At 72.5% G+C, this 20,905-nt stretch carries 21 protein-coding genes; 16 read left to right on the forward strand and 5 right to left on the reverse strand.

Annotated features, from left to right (window positions below):
- Positions 1–15: 15 nt before the first annotated feature.
- From EUA93_RS03050 to cysS, 4 genes are all read right to left on the reverse strand, one after another.
- Positions 16–1,524 (reverse strand): HEAT repeat domain-containing protein, encoded by a 1,509-nt coding sequence (locus tag EUA93_RS03050; protein ID WP_129398627.1) that lies wholly within the window; start codon positions 1,522–1,524, stop codon positions 16–18.
- A 207-nt stretch (positions 1,525–1,731) separates the two neighbouring features.
- Positions 1,732–3,237: a metallophosphoesterase gene (locus EUA93_RS03055; protein WP_129398629.1), complete on the reverse strand. Its 1,506-nt coding sequence runs from the start codon at positions 3,235–3,237 to the stop codon at positions 1,732–1,734.
- Between the two features lie 7 nt (positions 3,238–3,244).
- On the reverse strand, positions 3,245–4,204 hold the full coding sequence (gene rlmB / locus EUA93_RS03060; RefSeq protein WP_129398631.1) for a 23S rRNA (guanosine(2251)-2'-O)-methyltransferase RlmB: 960 nt from the start codon (positions 4,202–4,204) through the stop codon (positions 3,245–3,247).
- Between the two features lie 63 nt (positions 4,205–4,267).
- Entirely contained in the window at positions 4,268–5,668 is a 1,401-nt protein-coding gene (cysS, locus tag EUA93_RS03065) for a cysteine--tRNA ligase (RefSeq protein WP_129398633.1), read from the reverse strand.
- A gap of 105 nt (positions 5,669–5,773) precedes the next feature.
- Between cysS and EUA93_RS03070 the strand changes: the two genes are divergently transcribed.
- Positions 5,774–6,979 carry a peptidase C39 family protein gene (locus tag EUA93_RS03070; RefSeq protein WP_129398635.1) on the forward strand — a complete coding sequence of 402 codons (1,206 nt, stop codon included), beginning with the start codon at positions 5,774–5,776 and terminating at the stop codon, positions 6,977–6,979.
- A gap of 16 nt (positions 6,980–6,995) precedes the next feature.
- Here the strand turns inward: EUA93_RS03070 and EUA93_RS03075 are convergent, their stop codons facing one another.
- Complete coding sequence (locus EUA93_RS03075) at positions 6,996–8,510, reverse strand: molybdopterin-dependent oxidoreductase (protein WP_129398637.1); 1,515 nt, start codon at positions 8,508–8,510, stop codon at positions 6,996–6,998.
- A 34-nt stretch (positions 8,511–8,544) separates the two neighbouring features.
- Here EUA93_RS03075 and ispF point away from each other — a divergent pair, with 34 nt between their 5' ends.
- From ispF to EUA93_RS03150, 15 genes are all read left to right on the forward strand, one after another.
- A complete protein-coding gene (gene ispF / locus EUA93_RS03080; RefSeq protein WP_129398639.1) occupies positions 8,545–9,018 on the forward strand; it encodes a 2-C-methyl-D-erythritol 2,4-cyclodiphosphate synthase in 474 nt (157 codons plus the stop codon).
- 185 nt (positions 9,019–9,203) lie between these two features.
- Positions 9,204–10,181, forward strand: a complete 978-nt coding sequence (locus EUA93_RS03085) for a thiamine pyrophosphate-dependent dehydrogenase E1 component subunit alpha (protein WP_129398640.1) — start codon at positions 9,204–9,206, stop codon at positions 10,179–10,181.
- A 28-nt stretch (positions 10,182–10,209) separates the two neighbouring features.
- Entirely contained in the window at positions 10,210–11,223 is a 1,014-nt protein-coding gene (locus tag EUA93_RS03090; protein ID WP_207208592.1) for an alpha-ketoacid dehydrogenase subunit beta, read from the forward strand.
- Entirely contained in the window at positions 11,223–12,473 is a 1,251-nt protein-coding gene (locus EUA93_RS03095) for a dihydrolipoamide acetyltransferase family protein (protein WP_165355038.1), read from the forward strand. Before EUA93_RS03090 ends, EUA93_RS03095 begins: the two co-directional genes overlap by 1 nt.
- A gap of 127 nt (positions 12,474–12,600) precedes the next feature.
- On the forward strand, positions 12,601–13,575 hold the full coding sequence (locus EUA93_RS03100; RefSeq protein WP_129398644.1) for a sugar-binding transcriptional regulator: 975 nt from the start codon (positions 12,601–12,603) through the stop codon (positions 13,573–13,575).
- Positions 13,572–13,847: a PTS sugar transporter subunit IIB gene (locus EUA93_RS03105; protein WP_129398646.1), complete on the forward strand. Its 276-nt coding sequence runs from the start codon at positions 13,572–13,574 to the stop codon at positions 13,845–13,847. The genes EUA93_RS03100 and EUA93_RS03105 overlap by 4 nt, the downstream gene beginning before the upstream one ends.
- A 51-nt stretch (positions 13,848–13,898) precedes the next feature.
- A complete protein-coding gene (locus EUA93_RS03110) occupies positions 13,899–15,290 on the forward strand; it encodes a PTS galactitol transporter subunit IIC (protein ID WP_129398648.1) in 1,392 nt (463 codons plus the stop codon).
- Entirely contained in the window at positions 15,287–15,748 is a 462-nt protein-coding gene (locus tag EUA93_RS03115; protein ID WP_129398650.1) for a PTS sugar transporter subunit IIA, read from the forward strand. The genes EUA93_RS03110 and EUA93_RS03115 overlap by 4 nt, the downstream gene beginning before the upstream one ends.
- A gap of 189 nt (positions 15,749–15,937) precedes the next feature.
- Positions 15,938–16,921: a sugar-binding transcriptional regulator gene (locus tag EUA93_RS03120; RefSeq protein WP_129398651.1), complete on the forward strand. Its 984-nt coding sequence runs from the start codon at positions 15,938–15,940 to the stop codon at positions 16,919–16,921.
- Between the two features lies 1 nt (position 16,922).
- Positions 16,923–17,321, forward strand: coding sequence for a transcriptional regulator GutM (locus EUA93_RS03125; protein WP_165355039.1), 399 nt, complete (start codon positions 16,923–16,925; stop codon positions 17,319–17,321).
- A gap of 145 nt (positions 17,322–17,466) precedes the next feature.
- Positions 17,467–18,096 carry a PTS glucitol/sorbitol transporter subunit IIC gene (gene srlA, locus EUA93_RS03130; protein ID WP_242497216.1) on the forward strand — a complete coding sequence of 210 codons (630 nt, stop codon included), beginning with the start codon at positions 17,467–17,469 and terminating at the stop codon, positions 18,094–18,096.
- The gene (locus EUA93_RS03135; protein WP_129398655.1) at positions 18,093–18,677 is read left to right on the forward strand and encodes a PTS glucitol/sorbitol transporter subunit IIB; all 585 of its coding nucleotides are present in this window, start codon (positions 18,093–18,095) and stop codon (positions 18,675–18,677) included. Before srlA ends, EUA93_RS03135 begins: the two co-directional genes overlap by 4 nt.
- 91 nt (positions 18,678–18,768) lie before the next feature.
- Complete coding sequence (locus tag EUA93_RS03140; RefSeq protein ID WP_129398656.1) at positions 18,769–19,140, forward strand: PTS glucitol/sorbitol transporter subunit IIB; 372 nt, start codon at positions 18,769–18,771, stop codon at positions 19,138–19,140.
- Complete coding sequence (locus EUA93_RS03145) at positions 19,137–19,541, forward strand: PTS glucitol/sorbitol transporter subunit IIA (protein ID WP_129398658.1); 405 nt, start codon at positions 19,137–19,139, stop codon at positions 19,539–19,541. Before EUA93_RS03140 ends, EUA93_RS03145 begins: the two co-directional genes overlap by 4 nt.
- Complete coding sequence (locus tag EUA93_RS03150; protein WP_129398660.1) at positions 19,538–20,866, forward strand: NAD(P)H-dependent oxidoreductase; 1,329 nt, start codon at positions 19,538–19,540, stop codon at positions 20,864–20,866. The genes EUA93_RS03145 and EUA93_RS03150 overlap by 4 nt, the downstream gene beginning before the upstream one ends.
- Positions 20,867–20,905 lie beyond the last annotated feature (39 nt).

A 20,905-nucleotide genomic window follows, 5' to 3' on the forward strand; every position in this document is an offset into this window, starting at 1 on the left:
CGTGAGCGGCCGGCCTCAGACGGTGAGGCGCGAGCCCCGCTCCAGCCACCACGCCAGGGATCCACGCACGTGCGCGTCGAGCGTCCTGTCCCGGGCGATCCGCGGCAGCGCCGGGTGCCCGCTCATGCCGACCGCGTAGGTCGCGGCCCGGACCGTGCCCGGGTCGGCGAGCGCGGTGCGTACGTCGTCGAGCGGGAGCACCTGCCCCGCCGAGCCCAGCACCTGGAGCGCGGCGGAGCGCAGCACGGGGTCGGGCGAGTCGAGCCACTCCGCGATGCCGGGGATCGCCCGCCCGGCGAGGGCGCCGTGGAGGCGTCGGGCCATCCGGTGACGGATCCGCTGGTCGGGCTCGGCGTCGACCAGCGTCCGGAACCGGTCCCACACGGGGGCGGCCAGGGCGGGCAGCCCTGCCAGCAGGAGGTAGCCGGTGACGCCACGCGTCTCCCAGTGCCCGTAGCCGATGTCGAAGACGAGTCGGGCCAGCATCGGCTGGTCGCCCACCCCGACCTCGTGGCCGACGTCGCTGGCGATCGCCGCGCACTGCTGCCACTGGCGGTTGGCCCGGTGCCGGTCGAAGCCCTCGACCTCGGGTGCCGGCGGCAGCGACCGGCCCGGCTTGGTGGTGGACGAGCGCCACGTCGCCGGCGGCACCAGCCGGACGAGGTGCGCCGCCCACTCCTCCTGCGAGGATCCCGGCTCGGAGCGGTCGAAGGCCGTGACGAGCCCGGGGAGCACCCCGGGCCAGAAGGTGCCGGCCGGGCTGATCTCCCCCATGTTCTCCAGCGCGAGGGCTCCGCACAGCGCGAGGTGGGCCTGGTCCGAGCGCAGCAGCTCCAGGCACCACTCGACCCCGTCCGGGGTGACGGCCTCGCCCACGGCGCTGAGCAGGTCGGCGAGGCCCTGCGCATGCGGGTGCGCGACCTCGTGCTGCGCGGCCCTGAGCACGAGGAAGCCGTAGTCGCTGCAGCGGAGCTTGGCCAGAGCCTCGTAGCGGCTCGGGTAGCCGTGGCCGCACGAGCGGGCCAGCTCGCGCACCAGCCGGCCGACCACGCGCTGGGCCAGCGGCACGGGCATCCCGATGTTGCCGGGTGCCGCGATCGCCCGCGTCCATCGCAGCCAGTCACCTCCGGTCGCGGTCGTGCCCGAGTCGAGCCGCTCGGTGAGCTCGGACAGCTCGGCCACCGACGTGATCACCTCCCCCGGCCGGACGTCCGGCGGGCTGGCCGACGGGAAGGTGCGCGCGAGCACGTCGATCGGCGCACGCAGCGACCCCTCGGGGAGGCCGAGCACCTGCTCGTAGCCGTCGACCAGCGAGCCGTCGCGCAGCTGTCCGGTCTCGGCGCGCGAGAGCCGGGCGGTGCTGGTGCCCAGTGACGAGGCGAGCGACCTCATCCGGCTGTCGGGGGCGCCCGAGGTCGTCCGCGCCATCCGCAGCGTCCAGGCGATGCGCGCCGCGACGTCGATCGACGCGCCACCCAGGGGCGTGGCGTCGTCGACGACCGTCATCCGCGGCTGCTCCGGCACGTGGCGAGTATCAGGGAATCCCTGACACGTGACCGCGTGCCGTCCGGATCTTGAGGGGAACGGGTTTCAGCGGGAGCCGAAACTGAATCCCGGCTTGCCCGCGCCTTGACGGAACGGAGGATCGACGGGGCCGGGTTGGGACCGTGGGGGCCCAGCCCGGCTCGACCAGCCCGGCTCGCTCAGCCCGGCTCGCTCAGCCCGGCTCGCTCAGCCCGGCTCGATCGGGGAGTAGTCCCCCACCAGCCAGGAGCCGTCGGTGCGCAGCCGCACCCACTGCAGGCCGACCGGTCGCCCGTCGGCGTACGTCACCAGGCTGACGTCGGCGTCGCGGCGCGGCTTGCTGCCCAGCGCGATGGCGTACGCCGCCCCGCCGGTGGTGCCGTTGGTCCAGGTGTAGCCGACCTCGCCGTCCTCGCCCTCGACCGCGTCGGGGCCGGCCTGCACGTGCGTGTGCCCGCCGAGCACGAGGTCCGTGCAGCCGCGGGCCAGGGCCTCGCGGCCGAGGTTCGCGTCGTGGACGAGGATCGTGCTGACCCGCTCGCCGTCGTCCTCGGCGGCGCAGGCCGCGTCGGCGATGCGGAGGCCGACCTCGGTGAAGCTCAGCCCCGACTCGTCGCGCCAGTTGCCGAGGCCGCTGCTGCGGGGGTCGTCCACGCCGAGCAGCGTGCCGCCCCAGGGTGCGTCGACCACCTCGCCGTCGAGCATCGTCCAGCCCTTGTCGGCGAGGTAGGAGCTGACGAAGGTGCCGTGGTCGTGGTTGCCGGCGATGCCGAAGCGCTCCCACTCCTCGAACGTGGCGGCGAGCGAGTCGAGGCTGAAGGCCTCCCACGGCTGGCCGGTCGAGGTGTCGTCGCCGCCGTCGAGCACGACGGTCGCACCGGCCGCCTCGCCGATCGCCCGGGCCACCCGGTCCATGCCGATGTTGTCGTGACGGTCGGTCACCAGCAGCGCCACGGTCTCGCCCTCCTCGGGCTGGCGGACGTCGAGGTCGGCGGCACCCTCGGCTGCCGTGGAGTAGAACTCCTTGCTCTTCTCGTAGGTGTCGACCGCGCTCAGCACGAGCTTCTTGCTCTCGGTCGTGACCGGTCCGGTCCGCACCTCGATGCCGCGCGTCTCCGCCGGGAGCGTCACGTCGGGGCCGGCGAGCTCGGCGAGCGTCTGCCAGGTCCCCTGGTCCTCCTGGGTCTCCTCGTCGGCCTCCCACGGCTGCCAGACGAGGACCGGCAGCGCGAGCAGCAGGGCGAGGGCCAGGATGCCGTTGCGCGTGCGCAGCCCGCGGAAGAGCTGGCCACGGCGGTGCCGGCCGAGCAGCAAGTAGAACGCGATCGGCACGAGCCCGACGCCGAGCCCGCGCAGCGCGGCCGACACGGCCATGTCGACGACGACGTCCTCGACCTTCCCGACCGGCGCGGTCGGGTCGCCGGCGATGTAGGCGTAGCGCTCGACGAGCTCCTCGATCGAGCCGACCTCGGTCTTGCCGAGGGCGAGCGTCACCCCGACCGGCCCGACGTCGCGGAACCGGAAGTCCGGCAGCAGCGGGCCGGTCTCCACGACCGCGTCGCGCTCGAGCGTCGGGCGCACGACGGTGTCGTGGCCGACCAGCACGGTCGTCCGGCTGCTGTTGAGGAACAGCGAGACCGCGACCGAGACCCCGAGCAGCACACTCAGGCACACGACCACGATGCCCGCCACGAGGCGACGGCGGCGGCCCATCAGGTGCTCACTGCAGGCGGGCCTGCGAGATCGAGTAGAGGGCGACCGAGGCTGCCACGCCGGCGTTGAGCGACTCCAGCTGGCCGGCCATCGGGATCGACACGACCTGGTCGCAGGTCTCGGACACGAGCCGGCCCAGGCCCTTGCCCTCCGAGCCGACGACCACGACGAGCGGGCCCTCGGCCAGGCCACCGGGCGCGACGAGCTCGGGCAGCGACAGGTCGCCGTCGGCGGCGAGGCCGACGACCATGCAGCCGGCGTCCTGGTAGGCCTTCAGCTGGCGGGTCAGGTTCACCGTCTGCGCGACGGGGAGGCGGGCGGCCGCACCGGCGCTGGTCTTCCACGCCGAGGCGGTCATGCCGGCCGCGCGCCGCTCCGGGATGACGACGCCGTGCGCACCGAAGCCTGCGGCCGAGCGGATCACGGCGCCGAGGTTGCGCGGGTCGGTCACCGAGTCGAGCGCGACGATGAGCGCCGGCTCCTTGGCCTCGTCGGCCCGCTCGAGCAGGTCGTCGGCGTGGGCGTACTCGTAGGCCGGCAGCCGGGCGGCGAGGCCCTGGTGGACCGCGCCGCTGGTCATCCGGTCCATCTCGTTGCGGGTGACCTCGAGCATGGTCAGGCCCTGCTCGGCGGCGAGCTTGAACACCTCGCGCATCCGGCCGTCGCGCTCGGTGCCCTCGGCGACGTAGACCGCGGTGACGGGCACGCCGCCCTGGAGCAGCTCGAGCACGGAGTTGCGGCCGGCCGCCCACTCGGCGTCCGAGGACGTACGCCGCCGGGGACGGGTCTCCTTGGCGCGCTCGGTGCGCTTGGCCGCCTTGTGCGCCTGGTGGTAGGGCCGGTCCTTCGCCTTCGGCGTCGGGCCCCTGCCCTCGAGCCCGCGACGGACGCGACCACCCGAGCCGGCGGTGGGGTTGCCCTTGCCGGTCTTCTTGATCGAGCCCTTGCGTTGAGAGTTACCAGCCACGGAGTGACCCCTTTCGGTGATTGAGGAGGGCGCGCAGCGCCCGTCTCGAAATCCCGGCCATTCCTACACACTCCACTTCGGGCCGGTCGGGGTGTCTTCCACCTCGACGCCGGCCGCCTTGATCTGGTCTCGGATGGCGTCGGCGCGGGCCCAGTCCTTCGCCTCGCGCGCCGCCGCCCGGTCGGCCAGGAGGCCCTGCACCAGGGCGTCCACGACCTCGGTCAGCTTGTCGTCGGAGCCGCCGGTCGCCCATGCCTCGTCGGCCGGGCTCAGGCCGAGCACGTCGAGCATCGCGAGGACCTCCCCGAACTTCTGGGAGAGCGCCTCGGACGCACCGTCCGCGAGCAGCCGGTTGCCCTCGCGCACGGAGTCGTGGATCACGGCCACTGCCGCCGGGGTGCCGAGGTCGTCGTCCATCGCGGCGACGAACGCGTCCGGCAGGGCGGCGTACCACTCACCCACGACCGGGGCGGCGCGGTCGAGGAAGTCCTCGATCCGCCGGAACGCGGTCGCGGCGTCGTCGAGCGCCTCGAAGCTGAACTCGACGTGCGAGCGGTAGTGGGCGGCGACCATGTAGTAGCGCAGCTCCTGGCCGCGCACCCGCTTCAGCACCTCGGGGATCAGGAGCGAGTTGCCGAGCGACTTGCTCATCTTCTCGCCGGCGGTGGTGATCCAGGCGTTGTGCAGCCAGTACGACGCGAACGGACGGCCCGCGGCACGCGACTGCGCCTGCTCGTTCTCGTGGTGCGGGAAGCGGAGGTCGACACCGCCGCCGTGGATGTCGAAGGCGGGGCCGAGGTACTTGCCGGCCATCGCCGAGCACTCGATGTGCCAGCCCGGACGACCGGGACCCCACGGGGACGGCCAGGCAGCGGTCTGCGGCTCGGACTCCTTCTTCCATCCCTTCCACAGGGCGAAGTCGCGCGGGTCGCGCTTGCCGCGCGGGTCGGCGTCGCCGGCGGGCTCCATGTCGTCGACCTTCTGCCGGGTCAGCTCGCCGTAGGCCGGCCAGCTGCGCACGTCGAAGTAGACGTCGCCGCTGCCGTCCTCGGCGGCGTAGGCGTGGCCCTTCGCGATCAGCTCCTCGGTCAGCTCCACGATCTCCGGGACGTGGCCGGTGGCGCCCGGCTCGTAGGTCGGCGGCAGCACGTTGATGGCCGCGAGGGCCTTGTCGAGCTCGCGCTTCATCGCGGCGGCGAGGGCGTACCAGTGGACGCCCTGCTCGGCCGACTTGGTGAGGATCTTGTCGTCGATGTCGGTGACGTTGCGGATGAAGTCGACCTCGTGGCCGGTCGCGGAGAGCCAGCGCCGCAGCACGTCGAAGTTGACCGCGGAGCGCACGTGCCCGACGTGCGGCTCGGACTGCACGGTGAGCCCACAGACGTAGATGCCTGCCCGGCCCTCGACGAGGGGGACGAAGTCGCGCGTCTCGCGCGTGGCGGTGTCGTGGAGCCTGAGTGTCACCCGCGCAAGTCTAGGGGCGGATCGGCGATCCCCCGACTCGACGGACGCAGCCACGGATCCTGTGACTCCTGTGACGTGTGGGACCTCGCGGGTTATCGTCGACCGGTGCTCCGACGCGTCGCCTCCCTCGCCCTTCCCGCCACCCTGCTGCTCGGCGGGCTCACCGCGCCGGCCACTGCGTCCGACCACGACGTCGTACGCACCCGCGCGGCGTCGCAGGTCGCCCTGACGTCGTGGAGCACGTACGCCGACTTCAAGGCGGGCACGCGCAGCGGCCTCAAGCTCGGCCGCGGGCTGGTCTCGGTGCGCGCCGCGAAGCCGCGCACCGTCGCGGGCCGGGCCTACGAGGCCGGCACCTGGACCTCGCCCTGGGCCACCCCCGGCTTCGGCGCCACGTCGCTGGTCCCGACCTGGGAGGCCTCGACCCCCGGGCGGAGCATGGTCCGCGTCGAGGTCCGCGCCAAGGGCAGCGACGGTCGCACCGGCAGCTGGGACACCATGGCCGACTGGTCCCGGACCAACCGCCCGGTCAGGCGGACGACGTACTCCGGGCAGGCCGACGACCTCGGCTCGGTCAACGTGGACACCTGGACCGCCGCGAGCACCATCAGCGCCTGGCAGGTCCGGGTCACGCTGATGCGGCCGAAGGGATCGACCAACGCCGTGACCCTCGAGCGCGTCGGCGCCGTCGCCTCGGCCGGCGAGAAGACCCCGCGGCCCACGTCCGTCCCCGGCCCCGGCGTGGGCACGGTGCTCGACGTCCCGCCCCTGTCGCAGATGGTGCACACCGGCCACTACCCGCAGTGGGGAGGTGGCGGCGAGGCGTGGTGCTCGGCGACCTCCACCGCGATGGTCCTGGGCTACTACGGCATCGCCCCCGCCCCCACGGGCATCGCGGCCGGTCACGTCGACGCCGTCGTCGACCACACCGCGAAGATGGTCTACGACCACGGCTACCGCGGCACCGGCAACTGGGCCTTCAACACCGCCTACGCCGCCACGCTGGTGGCCGGCGACTCCTACGTCACCCGGATGAGCGGGCTGCGCGAGGCCGAGGACTACATCGCCGCCGGGGTGCCGCTGGTCGTGTCGATCGCCTTCGGCCGCAACCAGCTGACCGGCGCGCCGATCTCGGCCAGCAACGGCCACCTGCTCGTCATCGTCGGCTTCGAGGCCGACGGCGACGTCGTGGTCAACGACCCCGCCGGCGCCACCGACGCCGAGGTGCGCCGGGTCTACGACCGCGCGCAGCTCGAGCGGATCTGGATCGCGGCCTCCGGCGGGACGGCGTACGTCATCCGCAACAGCTAGCCGCCGGGAGCTCGCCTCAGCGTGCGGTCACCTCGATGGTGTGCCACCCGGTGGCGCCGTCGGGGTCGGGCCGCACGACGACGCTGGTCTGGGTCTCGCCGTCCTTGCCGGTCGCGCGGACCCGGACCTCGTGGTCGCCCTCGTCCAGGTCGACGGTGAGCGCCCACTGCACCCAGGTGTCGTCGGACGGGACCCGGCCGAGCTCCGCGGGCTCCCACGCGCCGCCGTCGACCTGGACCTCGACCCGCGAGATGCCCGTGTGCTGGTGCCACGCGACGCCACCGATCGCCACCGGGCCGACGGCCACGTCGTCGCCGGAGCGCGGGACGTCGATGCGCGAGGCGATCTTCACCGGCCCCTCGGCCGACCAGCCGCGCGTCGTCCAGTAGCCGACCGAGTCGGCGAACGTGCTGACCTCCATGTCGACCACCCACTTCGTGGCCGAGACGTAGCCGTAGAGCCCCGGCACCACCGTGCGCACGGGGAAGCCGTGCTCGATGGGCAGCGGACGGCCGTTCATCGCCACCGCGAGCATCGCGTCGCGGTCGTCGGTGAGCGCCGCCAGCGGGGTCGCGCAGGTCCACCCGTCGTGGGAGGTCTGCAGCACGCAGTCGGCCTCCGCGCTCACGCCGAGGCCCTCGAGCAGGTCGGCGATGCGTACGCCGCTCCAGCGGGCGTTGCCGATCAGGTCGCCGCCCACCTCGTTGCTGACGCAGTTGAGGGTGATCCACGACTCCGTCAGCCGGCGCGCGACGAGCTGGGAGTAGGTGAGCGTCACCTCCCGGTCGACCCGGCCGTGGATGCGCAGCGACCACGCGTCGGGCTCGATCGTGGGCACGGTGATCGAGGTGTCGATCCGGTAGAAGTCGTCGTTGGGGGTCTGCCACGGGCTGATCCCGGCGAGCCCGAGCGAGGTCGCCGGCGGGGCGGGTCGGCGGGTCACGCCGGGGATCCGGAGCAGCTGGCGGCTGGTCTCGACCTGGCGACGACCGGCGCCGACCACGCGGCCGGCGACCGCGATGCCGAGCGAGGCGATGCCGATCGTGCCCGCGACGAGGAGGAACACGCGCCGCTCGCGCGACTCGAGGTCGGGACGCAGCACGCCGCGGTGCAGGGCGTCGGTCAGTGCCGCATGGACGGCGATCCAGGTGACCAGCCCGACCCCCACCGGGAGCACGTCGACCAGGCCCGCGCCCCGCTGCGCCAGGACCGACACCAGCCCGACCGCGGCGAGCGCGACCCACACCGGCAGGGGGCGCCACCAGGCCCGGCGAGCCAGCGACCCCGCCCACGCGAACGCGGCGAGCACGACGACCAGCACCCCGGTCACCAGCACCGGCTTGTCGAGGTGGCCGAGGACCTGGATCGCCCGCTCGGCGACCGATCCGGGGGTGAGCCGGATGACCAGCTCGGCGACCGCGACGACCGGCGACTCCCGGATCGTGAAGATCATCGCCGTCGCGTAGCTGGTCGCCAGGCCGGCCAGCCCAGCCAGGACGCCGGCCAGCCGCCAGTGCGCACGGGTGGTCATCGGACCATTCTTGCGCGTCGGGCATGATGCCCGCGTGACCTCACCCCGGATCGGCATCGGCACGGACGTGCACCGCCTGGTCGCCGGGGTCCCGATGCACCTCGCCGGGCTCGCGTGGCCGAACGAGCCGGCCGGTCTCGAGGGCCACTCGGACGCCGACGTCGCCGCCCACGCCGCGTGCGACGCCCTCTTCTCCGCCGCCGGGCTGGGTGACCTCGGCTCGAACTTCGGCACGTCCGAGCCCCAGTGGGCCGGCGCGTCCGGGGCGACGCTCCTGGCCGAGGCCGCCCGCCGCGTGCGCGGGGCCGGCTTCGAGATCGGCAACGTCGCCGTGCAGGTGATCGGCACCGTGCCGCGCCTCGGCCCCCGTCGCGCCGAGGCCGCCGAGGCGCTCTCCGCCGCGGTCGGCGCACCGGTCAGCATCTCCGCCACCACGACCGACGGCCTCGGCCTCACCGGTCGCGGCGAGGGCGTCGCCGCCATCGCCACCGCGCTCGTCACCGGCTGACACGTCCCGCCACCCCGGCGGCGTACGCGCTCCGGCCCGGCCCGCGCGCGGCCGCGCGCCGCCACGATGCCGCGCGCCCCGGGGCCGATCCGGCACGCCCGGACCCTTGCGCCCGGTGACAGCCGTCACCTACCATCGGGTCAAACGTGACGACCACAAGCACATATGTGCATATAGGAGCTCGCATGACTGCCACCCCCGGCACGGACCACGACACCGCCGCGCACGCCCTGCTGACCATGTGGACCATCCGTCGTTTCGAGGAGGCCGTCGACGACCTGTTCGCACGCGGCCTCATGCACGGGACGATGCACCTCTCCATCGGCCAGGAGGCCTCGGCCACCGGCGCGTGCCTGGCCCTGCGCACCGACGACGCCATCACCTCCACCCACCGGGGCCACGGCCACTGCATCGCCAAGGGCGCCGACCTCACCCGGATGATGGCCGAGCTGCTCGCCAAGGAGACCGGCTACTGCCGCGGTCGCGGCGGCTCCATGCACATCGCCGACACCGCGACCGGCAACCTCGGCGCCAACGGCATCGTCGCCGGCGGCATCCCGATCGCCGCAGGTGCGGCGCTCGCCTTCCAGATGCGCGGCGAGGACCGCGTCGTGGCCTGCTTCTTCGGCGACGGCGCCGCCAACGAGGGCGCCTTCCACGAGGCGGTCAACCTGGCCGCGATCTGGAAGCTCCCGGTCGTCTTCATCTGCGAGAACAACAAGTACGGCATGTCCTTCTCCACCGAGAAGTCCTTCGCCATCGAGAACATCTCCGAGCGCGGCGCGGCCTACGGCATCCCCGGCGTCACCGTCGACGGCAACGACCTCGACGCGGTGCACGACGCCGTCAGCACCGCCGTGGCCCGTGCCCGCGCCGGCGAGGGCCCCACGCTTGTCGAGAACCTGACCTACCGCTGGAAGGGCCACAGCAAGTCGGACAAGAACCTCTACCGCACCAAGGAGGAGATCGCCGACTGGCGTGCCAAGGACCCGATCCTCCGCTTCGAGGCGCAGGTGAAGGAGTCCGGCCTGCTGACCGACGAGGAGGTGCAGGCCATCCGCACCCAGGCCATGGAGGACATGCGCGAGGCCGTGCGCCAGGCCAACGCCGCACCCGACGCCGACCCGTCCGACCTCCTCGACGCGGTCTTCGCCCGCGCCTGACCCGCGACCAGACACAGGAGACATCCCCGTGAGCACCCTTCAGAACGAGACCGGCACCGACCGCGTCATCACCTACTCCGAGGCAGTCCGCGAGGCCATCGGCCAGGCCATGGAGGCCGACGAGCGCGTCTTCATGCTCGGTGAGGACATCGGCATCTACGGCGGCGCCTTCGGCGTCAGCGGCGACCTCTACCACCGCTTCGGAGCCGACCGGATCCGCGACACCCCCATCTCCGAGCTCGGCATCGTCGGCGCGGCCGTCGGCGCGGCGCTCGCCGGGATGCGCCCCATCGTGGAGATCCAGTTCTCCGACTTCACCAACCAGGCGATGGACCAGATCGTCAACCAGGCCGCCAAGATCCACTACATGCTCGGCGGTGCGATGTCGGTGCCGATGGTGCTGCGCGCGCCTCTGGGCTCCGGCACCGGTGCGGCCGCCCAGCACTCGCAGAGCCTCGAGGCGTGGTTCGCCCACGTGCCCGGGCTCAAGGTCGTCATGCCGGCGACCGCCGCTGACGCCAAGGGCCTGCTGCTCTCGGCGATCGACGACCCGAACCCGGTCATCGTGCTCGAGCACAAGCTGCTCTACCGCACCTCGGGCCCGGTCCCGGAGGAGGCCGTCCGCGTCCCCCTCGGCAAGAGTGCCGTGCACCGCCGCGGCGAGCACATCACGATCGTCGCCACGGGCGTCATGGTCTCCCGCTCGCTCGAGGCCGCCGAGATCCTGGCCGCCGACGGCATCGAGGTCTCGGTGATCGACCCCCGCACCCTCACCCCCCTCGACGACGCCCCGATCCACGAGGACGTCTCGCGCACGGGCCGCGCGCTGCTCGTGCAGGAGGCACCCGGCCACGTCGGCTTCACCGCGGAGCTCTCCGCGCGGATCGCGGAGTCCCCGACGATCTACCGGCTGCTCGCGCCCGTGCGCCGGCTCAGCGGCCTCGACGCGCCGATCCCCTACGCCCCGCAGCTGGAGAAGGCGTCCGTCCCGCAGGTCGACAACATCGTCGAGGCTGCCAAGACGATGATGAAGGAGTCCTGATGGCCAGGCTCGCGATCCGGATGCCCAAGATGTCGATGACGATGACCGAGGGCGAGGTCAACGAGTGGATGGTGCGCGTCGGTGACGAGGTCGCCGAGGGCGACGTCGTCTGCGAGGTGATGACCGACAAGGTCGACATGGAGGTCGAGAGCACCGTCTCCGGCACCCTCGTCGAGATCGTCGTCGAGTCCGGCACCGTCGAGGTGGGCGAGCCCATCGGCTGGGTCGAGGGCGAGGACACCGGCGGTGGCTTCGGCGACCTGCTCGCCGGCCCTGCCCCGGAGCCGGACGCCGACGTGACCGCGACCGAGCCCGAGCCGGTCGCGGCGGCACCCGAGCCCGAGCCGGCGACCCCCGCCGCCACGGGCATCGTGCCGGCTGTGCCGCGCGCCCGGGCCCTGGCCCGCGACAACGGGGTCGACCTCGCCTCCGTGACGCCGACCGGCCCCGAGGGACTGGTGCGCGTCGAGGACGTCGAGCAGGTCGTACGGCCGGCAGCCGCGCCGGCTGCCCCTGCCGCCGCACCCGCACCCCCCGCCCCTGCCGCCCCTGCGCCCGCTCCCGTCGCGCCTGCTCCCGTCGCAGCCGCACCGGCGGCGGCGAGCGCGCCGAGGCCGACCGACGACCGCCGCATCGCGGTCCGCCGGGCGGTCGCGCGCAAGATGGTGCCGACCGCGGCGATCCCGCAGTTCACCGTCTGGCGCCAGGTGCACCTCGACACCGCCAACGCGGTGCGCAACGGCGTCTCGTGGACGACCGTCCTCCTGCGGGCGTACGCCGCCGCCCTCCGCGACGTGCCCGAGCTGCTGTCGCGCTGGGAGGACGACGCACCCACCGAGGCCGGCCCGCCGGCGATCGCGCTCGCGGTCGCCACCGAGCGCGGGCTCATGGTGCCGACGTTCCTCGAGCCCGACGCGCGGCCGATCGCCGACGTCGACGCCGAGGTGCGCTCGGTGGTGGCGCAGGTCCAGAAGGGCAAGCTCGACCCGGCCTACATGGGCGTGGCCAACGGCTCGGTGTCCAACCTCGGCGGCCTGGGCGTGGACCAGTTCCAGGCGCTGCTCACGCCGCCGCAGGCGAGCGTGCTGTCGCTGGGCACGATCACCCAGCGGCCGGTCGCCGTGCCGGGCGGGCTGGGTGTCGCGCTCACCGTCAACGCCGGCCTCACCGTCGACCACCGGGTGGCCGACGGGGCGCACGGCGCCCAGCTGCTCGAGGCGTTCTCGAGGCGGCTCTCCGGCGGCCTCTGAGCCGACCCTCCCGGTGGGCGCGCGGACCTCCGTCCGCGCGCCCGCTGTGGCTCTTGACCGTGACCCCGATCACATCTACGGTTCCCGCCTAGGCACTCCCGTGCCACCCATAAGCACGGAGGTGCCGATGCCCGCCGCACGCGATCCCGCCATCCTGATGCGGGTCGCCGAGCTCTACTACCTCGAGGACAAGTCGCAGGCCGAGATCGCCGAGCTGCTGTCCACGGGCCGCCCCAACGTCTCCCGCATGCTCAAGGAGGCCCAGCGGCAGGGCATCGTCGAGATCAAGGTGCACGACCCGAGCGGACGCGTCCGCGACCTCGAGCGCCGGCTCGCACAGGCCTTCGGGCTCAGCGAGGTCCGGGTCTCGGCGCGCAACCCGCACGCGGGCGAGACCGCCTCACGCGTCGGCGCCCTGGTCTCCGGGCTCCTGCTCGACCAGCTCGGGGAGTCCACGACGGTGGGCATCTCGTGGGGCCGCGCCCTCCACGCCTCGGTCGAGGCGATGAGCACCGACCGCGACCACGACGTCACCGTCGTCCAGCTCCTCGGTGGCATGTCGGCCATCGGCAACGAGGTCAGCGGGCAGGAGCTCGCCCGCTCCCTCGCGGTGGCCCTGGGCGGCACCTACCGGCTGATGCACGCACCTGCCACCCTCGGCTCGCCCGAGGCCGCGCAGGCCCTGCGCGAGGAGCCCAGCGTCGCGCAGGCGCTGGAGGCCGCCCGCAGCTGCGACATCGCGCTGGTCGGCATCGGCACGCCCGCCTCGGGCTCCTCGGCCGCCGTCGTGGAGTCCCTGGCCCTCGACGCGGCCGACGCCCGTGCGTTCTGGGACCAGGAGCCCGTCGGAGACCTCGCCGGGCGCTACTTCACCGCGACCGGCGCCCCGGTCGACGGGCCCGTCGACGACCGCGTCATCTCCGTCAGCCTGCACGACCTGGCCGCGATCCCGCTCGTCATCGGGGTGGCCCTGGGCCGCGACAAGACGGCAGCGGTGCACGGCGCGCTGCTCGGCCACCACGTCGACGCCCTGGTCTGCGACGAGAGCCTCGCCCGCAGCCTCCTCACCCACCAGTCCCCCAGCCAGGAAGGCACCACATGAAGAAGATCCTCGTCATCTGCGGCACCGGAGTCGCCACGTCGACCATGGTCGCCAGCAGCATCAAGGACCACCTCGCCAGCCAGGGCATCGACGCCCAGATCAGCCAGGGCAAGGTCATGGACCTCGTCAACGGCACCCCCGACGTCGACCTCATCGTCGCCACCACCGCGGTCCCCGACACGGTGACCGTGCCGGTGGTCGCCGGCCTCGCGTTCCTCACCGGCATCGGCCAGGACGCCGCCCTGGCCGAGGTCGTCTCCCACCTGCAGTAGCCCCTCCCCGGCTCGGGCCACGTTCCCGTCCCCCGTCAGAACAGGCACCCCATGGAAGCGTTCTCCTCCTACATCACCGACCTCGGCGCCGCCGTGGTCCTCCCCGTCCTGATCACGCTGTTCGCCATCGCGATCGGCCAGAAGCCCGGCCGCGCCCTGCGCTCGGGCATCCTGATCGGCGTCGGCTTCATCGGCGTCAACCTCGTCATCGGCCTCCTCGGCAGCTCGATCGGCCCCGCCGCCACCGAGCTCGCCACCCGGCTCAGCGTCAACCTCGACATCGTCGACGTCGGGTGGCCCTCGAGCGCGGCGATCGCGTTCGGCTCCAAGGTCGGCGCCGTCATCATCCCGTTCTGCCTCGCGCTCAACGTGGTGCTGCTGCTGACCGGCCTGACCCGCACCTTCGACATCGACCTGTGGAACTACTGGCACTTCGCCCTCGGCGGCGCGCTCGTGGCCGTGGTCATGGACAGCTTCTGGTGGGGGCTGTTCGGCGCCGGGATCGCGATGATCATCACCCTCGCCCTGGCCGACCTCTCGGCACCGATGATCCAGAAGTACTTCGGGTTCCCCGACATCTCCTTCCCGCACATGACGTCGGCGCCCTACGCGCTGCTGGCGATCCCGCTCAACTCGCTGATGGACAAGATCCCGGGCCTCAACAAGCTCGAGGCCGACCCGGCCTCGATCCAGAAGCGCTTCGGCCTGTTCGGCGAGACGATGTTCCTCGGCCTGGTGATCGGCCTCGTGATCGGCCTCGCCGGCTACGGGTTCGACGACCCGCGCGCCGACTCCATCGCCATCCTGACGCTCGGCATCACCGTCGCCGCGGTCATGGTGATCCTGCCGCGGATGGTCGCGATCCTCATGGAGGGCCTGGTCCCCGTCTCGGAGTCCGCCCGCACCTTCATGCAGAAGCGCTTCCCGGGCCGCCGCTACTACATCGGCCTCGACTCCGCGATCGCGGCCGGCCAGCCCGCCGTGGTGGCGACGTCGCTCATCCTGGTCCCGGTCACGCTCCTCGTCGCGATCCTGCTCGCACCCCTGGGCAACCGCGTCCTCCCGCTGGTCGACCTCGCCACGATCCCGTTCATCGTGGCCGTGATGGTGCCGCTCTTCCGCGGCAACATCGTCCGCTCGGTCATCGGCGGGGCCATCGCGATCGGCGGCGGACTGTTCATCGCCACCGCGATCTCGGGCACCTTCACCTCGGTCGCGCTCGCCTCGGGCTTCGACAACGTCTCCGGGTCGAACCGGATCTCCTCGCTCGTCGACGGCGCCAACCCGCTGACCGGCCTGCTGGTCGGGATGGGCGAGCTCGGGCCGGTGGCCGCGATCGTGATGCTCGTGGTCGCCCTGGCGTTCGCCTTCGTCGTACGACGCATCGTGGCCCGCCGCGACGCCGCCGAGGCCCAGCAGGAGACCGCCGGGGCCGCCGCATGACGGCAGCCTCGCTCGAGGCCGGGCTCTGCGTGCTCGACGCCGACGTCGCCGACGCCGGGGCCGCGATCCGGCTCCTGGCCGAGCGCGCCGTGGCCGAGGGCGTGGCGCACCCGTCGTACGTCGACGCGGTCCTGGCGCGCGAGGAGGAGTACCCCACCGGGCTCCCGCTCCCCGTGCCGGCGGCGATCCCGCACGTGGGCGCCGAGCACGTCGCGCGGCCCGCGCTGGGCGCGCTCGTGCCCCGCTCGCCACTCGTCTTCGGCGAGATGGGCAGCCGGGACCGCACGATCGAGGCCCGTCTGGTGCTGATGCTCTTCGTCACCGACCCGCAGGCCCAGGTGCCGCTCCTCGGACGGGTGATCGGGCTCCTCCGGGCACCCGACCTCGACGAGACGCTCCTGGCCGGGCTCACCGGCCCCGACGACCTCGCGGCACGGTTCAACGCGCTGTTGGCCTAGTCCACCGACCCCGCAGGGCCCCGCACCGCGACGCCCCCGTACCCGACCCGGGTGCGGGGGCGTCGTGCGTCGCGCCGATCTCCACAGGCTTGCCACAACTTCGGCCGGGGGTCTTGACGTGACCGACGCCACAGGCTTTCATTGCTCCAGCCCGATCATATGTGACGACCTATCTGCACGGAGGTGACGATGCCAGCCCCACGCGACCCGGCCACGCTGCTGGCAGCAGCGCGCCTCTACTACCAGCAGGACCGGTCCCAGGCCGAGATCGCCGCCACGCTCGGCACCAGCCGCTCCAACGTCTCCCGGATGCTCACCGAGGCGCAGCGCCAGGGCATCGTCGAGATCCGCATCAACGACCCCGAGGGCCGCGTGCACGAGCTCGAGGACGAGCTCCGCACGACCTTCGGCCTCAGCGAGGTCCGCGTCGCCCACACCCGCAACGTCCCCGGCCTCCGGGTCGAGGACGCCGTCGGCACCCAGGCCGCGCGCCTCCTGCTCGACGAGCTCAAGGACTCGATGACCGTCGCGATGTCGTGGGGCCACGCCCTGCAGTCGATGGTCTACGCCACGACGGCCGACCACGAGCACCACCGGGTGACCCTGGTCCAGCTCGTCGGCGGCCTGTCGTCGATCAGCAACGAGATCAGCGGCCAGGAGCTCGTGCGCGAGCTCGCCGTGCGGCTCGGCGCGGAGTACCGCTTCCTCCACGCGCCGGCGACGCTGGAGAGCTCGACCTCCCGCGACGCGCTGCTCGCCGAGCCGTCGATCACCGACGCCCTCGACGACGCCAAGAGCGCCGACATCGCCTTCATCGGGGTCGGCACCCCGACCCACGGCTCGTCGTCGGCGATCCTCGACTCGCTGAGCCTCAGCCCTGCCGAGCGCGACGAGTTCTGGAGCCACGAGCCGGTCGGCGACGTCGCCGCCCGCTACTACAACGCCCAGGGCACCCCGATCCGCGGAGGCGTGGACGACCGCGTCCTCGGCATCAGCCTCGAGGACCTGCTCGAGATCCCCAACGTGGTCGGCGTCGCCTCGGGTCGCGCCAAGGCGCCCGGCGTCCTGGGCGCCCTCCGCGGCCGCATCATCGACTCCCTCGTCTGCGACGAGGCCCTCGCCCGCAGCGTGCTCAGCGCTGCCGGCTCCGGCTCCACCCACGGAGGCAACTGACGTGCACGCAGGATTCATCATCATCGCCGCCCTCGTGGCGGGCTGGCTGGTCCAGATCTTCTTCACCTACCGCCAGTCCATGGCCTTCAACGACGACGTCCGCACCCTGCGCACGAAGGGCACCGTGAGCGTCGGCGTCGGCGGCAACCGCTACAAGGGCCGCCGCTCGTTCGTCGCCATCGCCATCGACCCCGACGGCATCGTCCGCGACGCGATCACCCTCGGCGGCCTCACCACCTTCGCGCGGTCCAAGCCCCTCCCGGGGCTCTTCGACCTCAAGGTCTCCGTCGTTCGCGGCGACCGCGCGATCCCCCACGTCTCGCCGTCCCAGCGCCTGGCCGCACGCCAGGCAGCGGAGCTCTACGGCGCAGCACGCACGTCGGTCCGCGCCGAGGTGTAGCAGCAACACCACCGACCCGCCCCGGGGTGGAGCCCGGGGCCGGACGGTGGGTCAGACATCGAGCGGATCACGTCCGCCGGTGAGAGAGATGCCGGGCAAGCATCACGACCAGGTTCACCACAGAGCCGACTCGACAGGAGCAATCATGCCATTCACCCCCATGGCGCTGGCGGGCCTCCCGCTGGCCGCCGACACCCCCACGGTCGACCCGCCGACCGGTGTCTTCGGCGCCCTCGCCGACGCCGCCAACTGGTTCATCGGCATCTTCAACGCCGGTGGCGAGACCTTCGTGGGCCTCGTGACGGGCATCATCCCGACGCTGATCGTGCTGCTGACCTTCGTCAACGCGCTGATCCGGATGATCGGCCCGGAGAAGATCGACAAGCTCGGCGAGGTCGCCGCGCGACCGGGGCTGCAGTACTACCCGGTCCGCTACCTGCTGCTGCCGGTGCTGTCGGTGTTCTTCCTGACCAACCCGATGGCGTACACGATGGGCCGCTTCCTCCCCGAGAAGTACAAGCCCGCCTTCTACGACTCCGCGGTGAGCTTCGTGCACCCGATCACCGGCATCTTCCCGCACGCCAACGCGGGTGAGCTGTTCGTCTACCTCGGCATCGCGGCCGGCATCACCACGCTCGGCCTCAACACCAGCGACCTGGCCGTGCGCTACCTGATCGTCGGCCTCGTCGTGATCTTCATCCGCGGCGTCCTCACCGAGATCATCACCACGCGCATGCTGGCCCGCCGCACGAGCAACGCGGAGGTCTCGGCATGAGCACCACCACCCAGACCAAGTCCGGCGGCGGCATGGACGGGATCAACAAGGTCCTCGTCAAGATCGGCACCGCTGTCGGTGGTGTCGTCGGCACCCTCTACCAGGCCGGCCGCGACACGATCGACACCGTCATCCGCAACATCCTGCCCTTCATGGCCTTCATCGCGGTCCTGATCGGCATCATCAACGAGACCGGTCTCGGCGACTGGCTCGCGCACCTGATCGAGCCGCTGGCCGGCAGCCTCGTGGGCCTGCTCGCGATCAGCGTCTTCTGCGCCCTGCCGGTGCTCTCGCCGGTGCTCGGCCCCGGTGCCGTCATCGCGCAGGTCGTCGGCGTGGTGCTCGGCACCCGGATCGGCGAGGGCGACATCCCCCCGCAGTACGCCCTCCCGGCCCTGTTCGCCATCGACCCGCAGGTCGGTTGCGACTTCATCCCCGTGGGCCTGGCCCTCGGTGAGGCCGAGCCGGAGACCGTCGAGGTCGGCGTCCCCGCCGTCCTGATCTCCCGCCTGGTCACCGGACCGCTGTCGGTCGTCATCGCCTACTTCGCGAGCTTCGGCCTCTACAGCAGCAGCAGCTGATCCACCCGGTCCGGCCGGCGACCCCGCCGGCCGGACCACCACCCCCTGATCACCCGACTCGACCCCCTCCCCCCAACCCCTAGGAGAAGTCATGAGCGAGTACAAGTCCGTCGTCGTCAGCAAGGGCCGCGGCGGCTGGGGCGGTCCCCTGACCGTCCTCCCGACCGACGACCGTCCCCTGGTGGCCTCGATCACCGGCGGAGGCATCCACCCCGTCGCCCAGCGCATCGCCGACCTCACCGGCGGCCAGGCCTTCGACGGCTTCAAGTCCTCGGCCCCCTTCGACAAGATCGCCGTGGCCGTCATCGACTGCGGCGGCACCGCCCGCGTCGGCGTCTACCCGATGAAGAAGGTGCTCACGGTCGACGTGCACGCCACCAGCCCGGCCGGCCCGCTCGCGCAGTTCATCACCGAGGAGCTCTTCGTCTCCGGCGTGAAGCCCGAGGACGTGCAGGAGACGTGAGCACCGGCACCACCACGGTCTACGACACCACGGTGACCGCTGTGGGCGAGCAGGTCCCCGCGTTCCTCGAGCACGGGATCCTCATCTTCTTCGGCGACCACGCCCCCGCCGAGCTCCACGACATCTCGGTCCTCCACCGGGTCACCGTCTGCGACGACGGCCCCCGCCCCGGTGACCTCGTCCACCTCGGCGAGGAGACCCTCGAGGTCCTCGCGGTGGGAGACGTCGTACGCGACAACCTCCTCAACCTGGGCCACATGGACATCAAGGCCGACGGCCTGACCGAGGCCAAGCTGCCCGGCGACGTCTGCGTCCGCAAGGGCCCCATCCCCCTCCTGGCCACGGGAGACGCGTTCCGCATCACCCGGCAGGAAAACACCCCCGAACAGGACCACTCATGAGCTACCGAGACAGGCTCCAGCACCGGCTGGACGAGACGGGTCGCCCCCTGCGGGTCGGCCTCGTCGGCGCCGGGCAGATGGGTCGCGGCTTCGCCGCCCAGCTGCTCCGGATGCCCGGCATAACGCTGTCCGCCGTGCTGGACGTCCAGCAGGAGCGCGCCGTCGAGGCGCTGACCCAGGCCGGCATCACCCCCACCGACGCGGCCGACACGGCCACCGCCGTCGCCGTCATCGAGGGCGGCGGCAGCGTCGCGCTCACCAGCGTCGACCGCCTCGCCGGGCTGCCGCTCGACGTCGTGGTCGAGGCCACCGGCGTCCCCGAGGTCGCGGTGTCCGTCGCCGTCCAGGCGCTCGCCGCCGGGATCAGCGTCGCCACCCTCACCGTCGAGGCCGACGTCACCGTCGGCCGCTACCTCGCCCAGCTCGCCGACGAGTCCGAGGCGGTCTACTCGGTCTGCCGCGGCGACGAGCCGGTCGAGACCAAGATCCTCGTCGACTACGCGCGCGACCTGAACTTCGAGGTCATCTGCGCCGGCAAGGGCAAGAACAACCCGCTCGACCCCTACGCCACCCCGGAGTCGCTCGCCGACCGCGCGGCCCAGAAGCAGATGAACCCGAAGATGCTCACGAGCTTCGTCGACGGCTCGAAGGCCATGATCGAGATGGCGTCGCTGGCCAACACCACCGGCCTGGGCGTCAGCAAGCGCGGCATGCACGGCCCGCCGTCGTCGGTCGCCACCCTCCACGAGACCTTCGCGCTCGCGAAGGACGGCGGCATCATCGAGCAGGCCGGCGTCGTCGACTACTGCACCGGCGACGTCGCCCCCGGCGTCTTCGTCATCATCCGCACCGACGACCCCTACGTGCACCACGAGATGACCTACCTCCAGATGGGCGACGGGCCCTACTTCGCCCTCTACCGCCCCTACCACCTGGCCAGCATCGAGGCGCCGCTGACGGTCTACGAGATCGTCCTCGACAAGCGCCCGAGCCTGACCTCGGAGCACTGGACGGCCGAGGTCGGCGCGCAGGCCAAGCGCGCCCTCAAGGCCGGCGAGCGCATCGACGGCATCGGCGGCATGATGGTCCGCGGCCTGATCGACCCGGCCGAGGACTTCGCCCGCGACAACCTCGTGCCCCTCGGCGTGCTCGCGGGCGCGACGCTCAAGCACGACGTGCCGGTCGACCACACGCTGACCTACGACGACGTCGAGCTCGACGAGTCCTCGCTCATCGTGCGGATGCGCCGGATCCAGGAGTCGATGGAGAAGGACGGCAGCGACGTCCCGAACCTCGGCGAGCTGGCGGCCCTGCTCGCAGGGTGACCGCAGGCGGCGGGAGGAGGGCGTACGCCGTCGCGAGCC

Origin of the sequence: Nocardioides oleivorans (assembly GCF_004137255.1) — a bacterium.
In the GTDB taxonomy this organism is placed as follows: Bacteria; Actinomycetota; Actinomycetes; order Propionibacteriales; family Nocardioidaceae; genus Nocardioides; species Nocardioides oleivorans.

Bases quoted from the DNA above. Each gene is read 5' to 3' on its own strand.
- EUA93_RS03055 (WP_129398629.1), bottom strand. From the start codon at position 3,237: ATGGGCCGCCGCCGTCGCCTCGTGGCGGGCATCGTGGTCGTGTGCCTG.
- EUA93_RS03075 (WP_129398637.1), bottom strand. From the start codon at position 8,510: ATGACCACCCGTGCGCACTGGCGGCTGGCCGGCGTCCTGGCTGGGCTG.
- EUA93_RS03085 (WP_129398640.1), top strand. From the start codon at position 9,204: ATGACTGCCACCCCCGGCACGGACCACGACACCGCCGCGCACGCCCTG.
- EUA93_RS03095 (WP_165355038.1), top strand. From the start codon at position 11,223: ATGGCCAGGCTCGCGATCCGGATGCCCAAGATGTCGATGACGATGACC.
- EUA93_RS03100 (WP_129398644.1), top strand. From the start codon at position 12,601: ATGCCCGCCGCACGCGATCCCGCCATCCTGATGCGGGTCGCCGAGCTC.
- EUA93_RS03105 (WP_129398646.1), top strand. From the start codon at position 13,572: ATGAAGAAGATCCTCGTCATCTGCGGCACCGGAGTCGCCACGTCGACC.
- EUA93_RS03110 (WP_129398648.1), top strand. From the start codon at position 13,899: ATGGAAGCGTTCTCCTCCTACATCACCGACCTCGGCGCCGCCGTGGTC.
- EUA93_RS03115 (WP_129398650.1), top strand. From the start codon at position 15,287: ATGACGGCAGCCTCGCTCGAGGCCGGGCTCTGCGTGCTCGACGCCGAC.
- EUA93_RS03120 (WP_129398651.1), top strand. From the start codon at position 15,938: ATGCCAGCCCCACGCGACCCGGCCACGCTGCTGGCAGCAGCGCGCCTC.
- srlA (WP_242497216.1), top strand. From the start codon at position 17,467: ATGCCATTCACCCCCATGGCGCTGGCGGGCCTCCCGCTGGCCGCCGAC.
- EUA93_RS03135 (WP_129398655.1), top strand. From the start codon at position 18,093: ATGAGCACCACCACCCAGACCAAGTCCGGCGGCGGCATGGACGGGATC.
- EUA93_RS03140 (WP_129398656.1), top strand. From the start codon at position 18,769: ATGAGCGAGTACAAGTCCGTCGTCGTCAGCAAGGGCCGCGGCGGCTGG.
- EUA93_RS03150 (WP_129398660.1), top strand. From the start codon at position 19,538: ATGAGCTACCGAGACAGGCTCCAGCACCGGCTGGACGAGACGGGTCGC.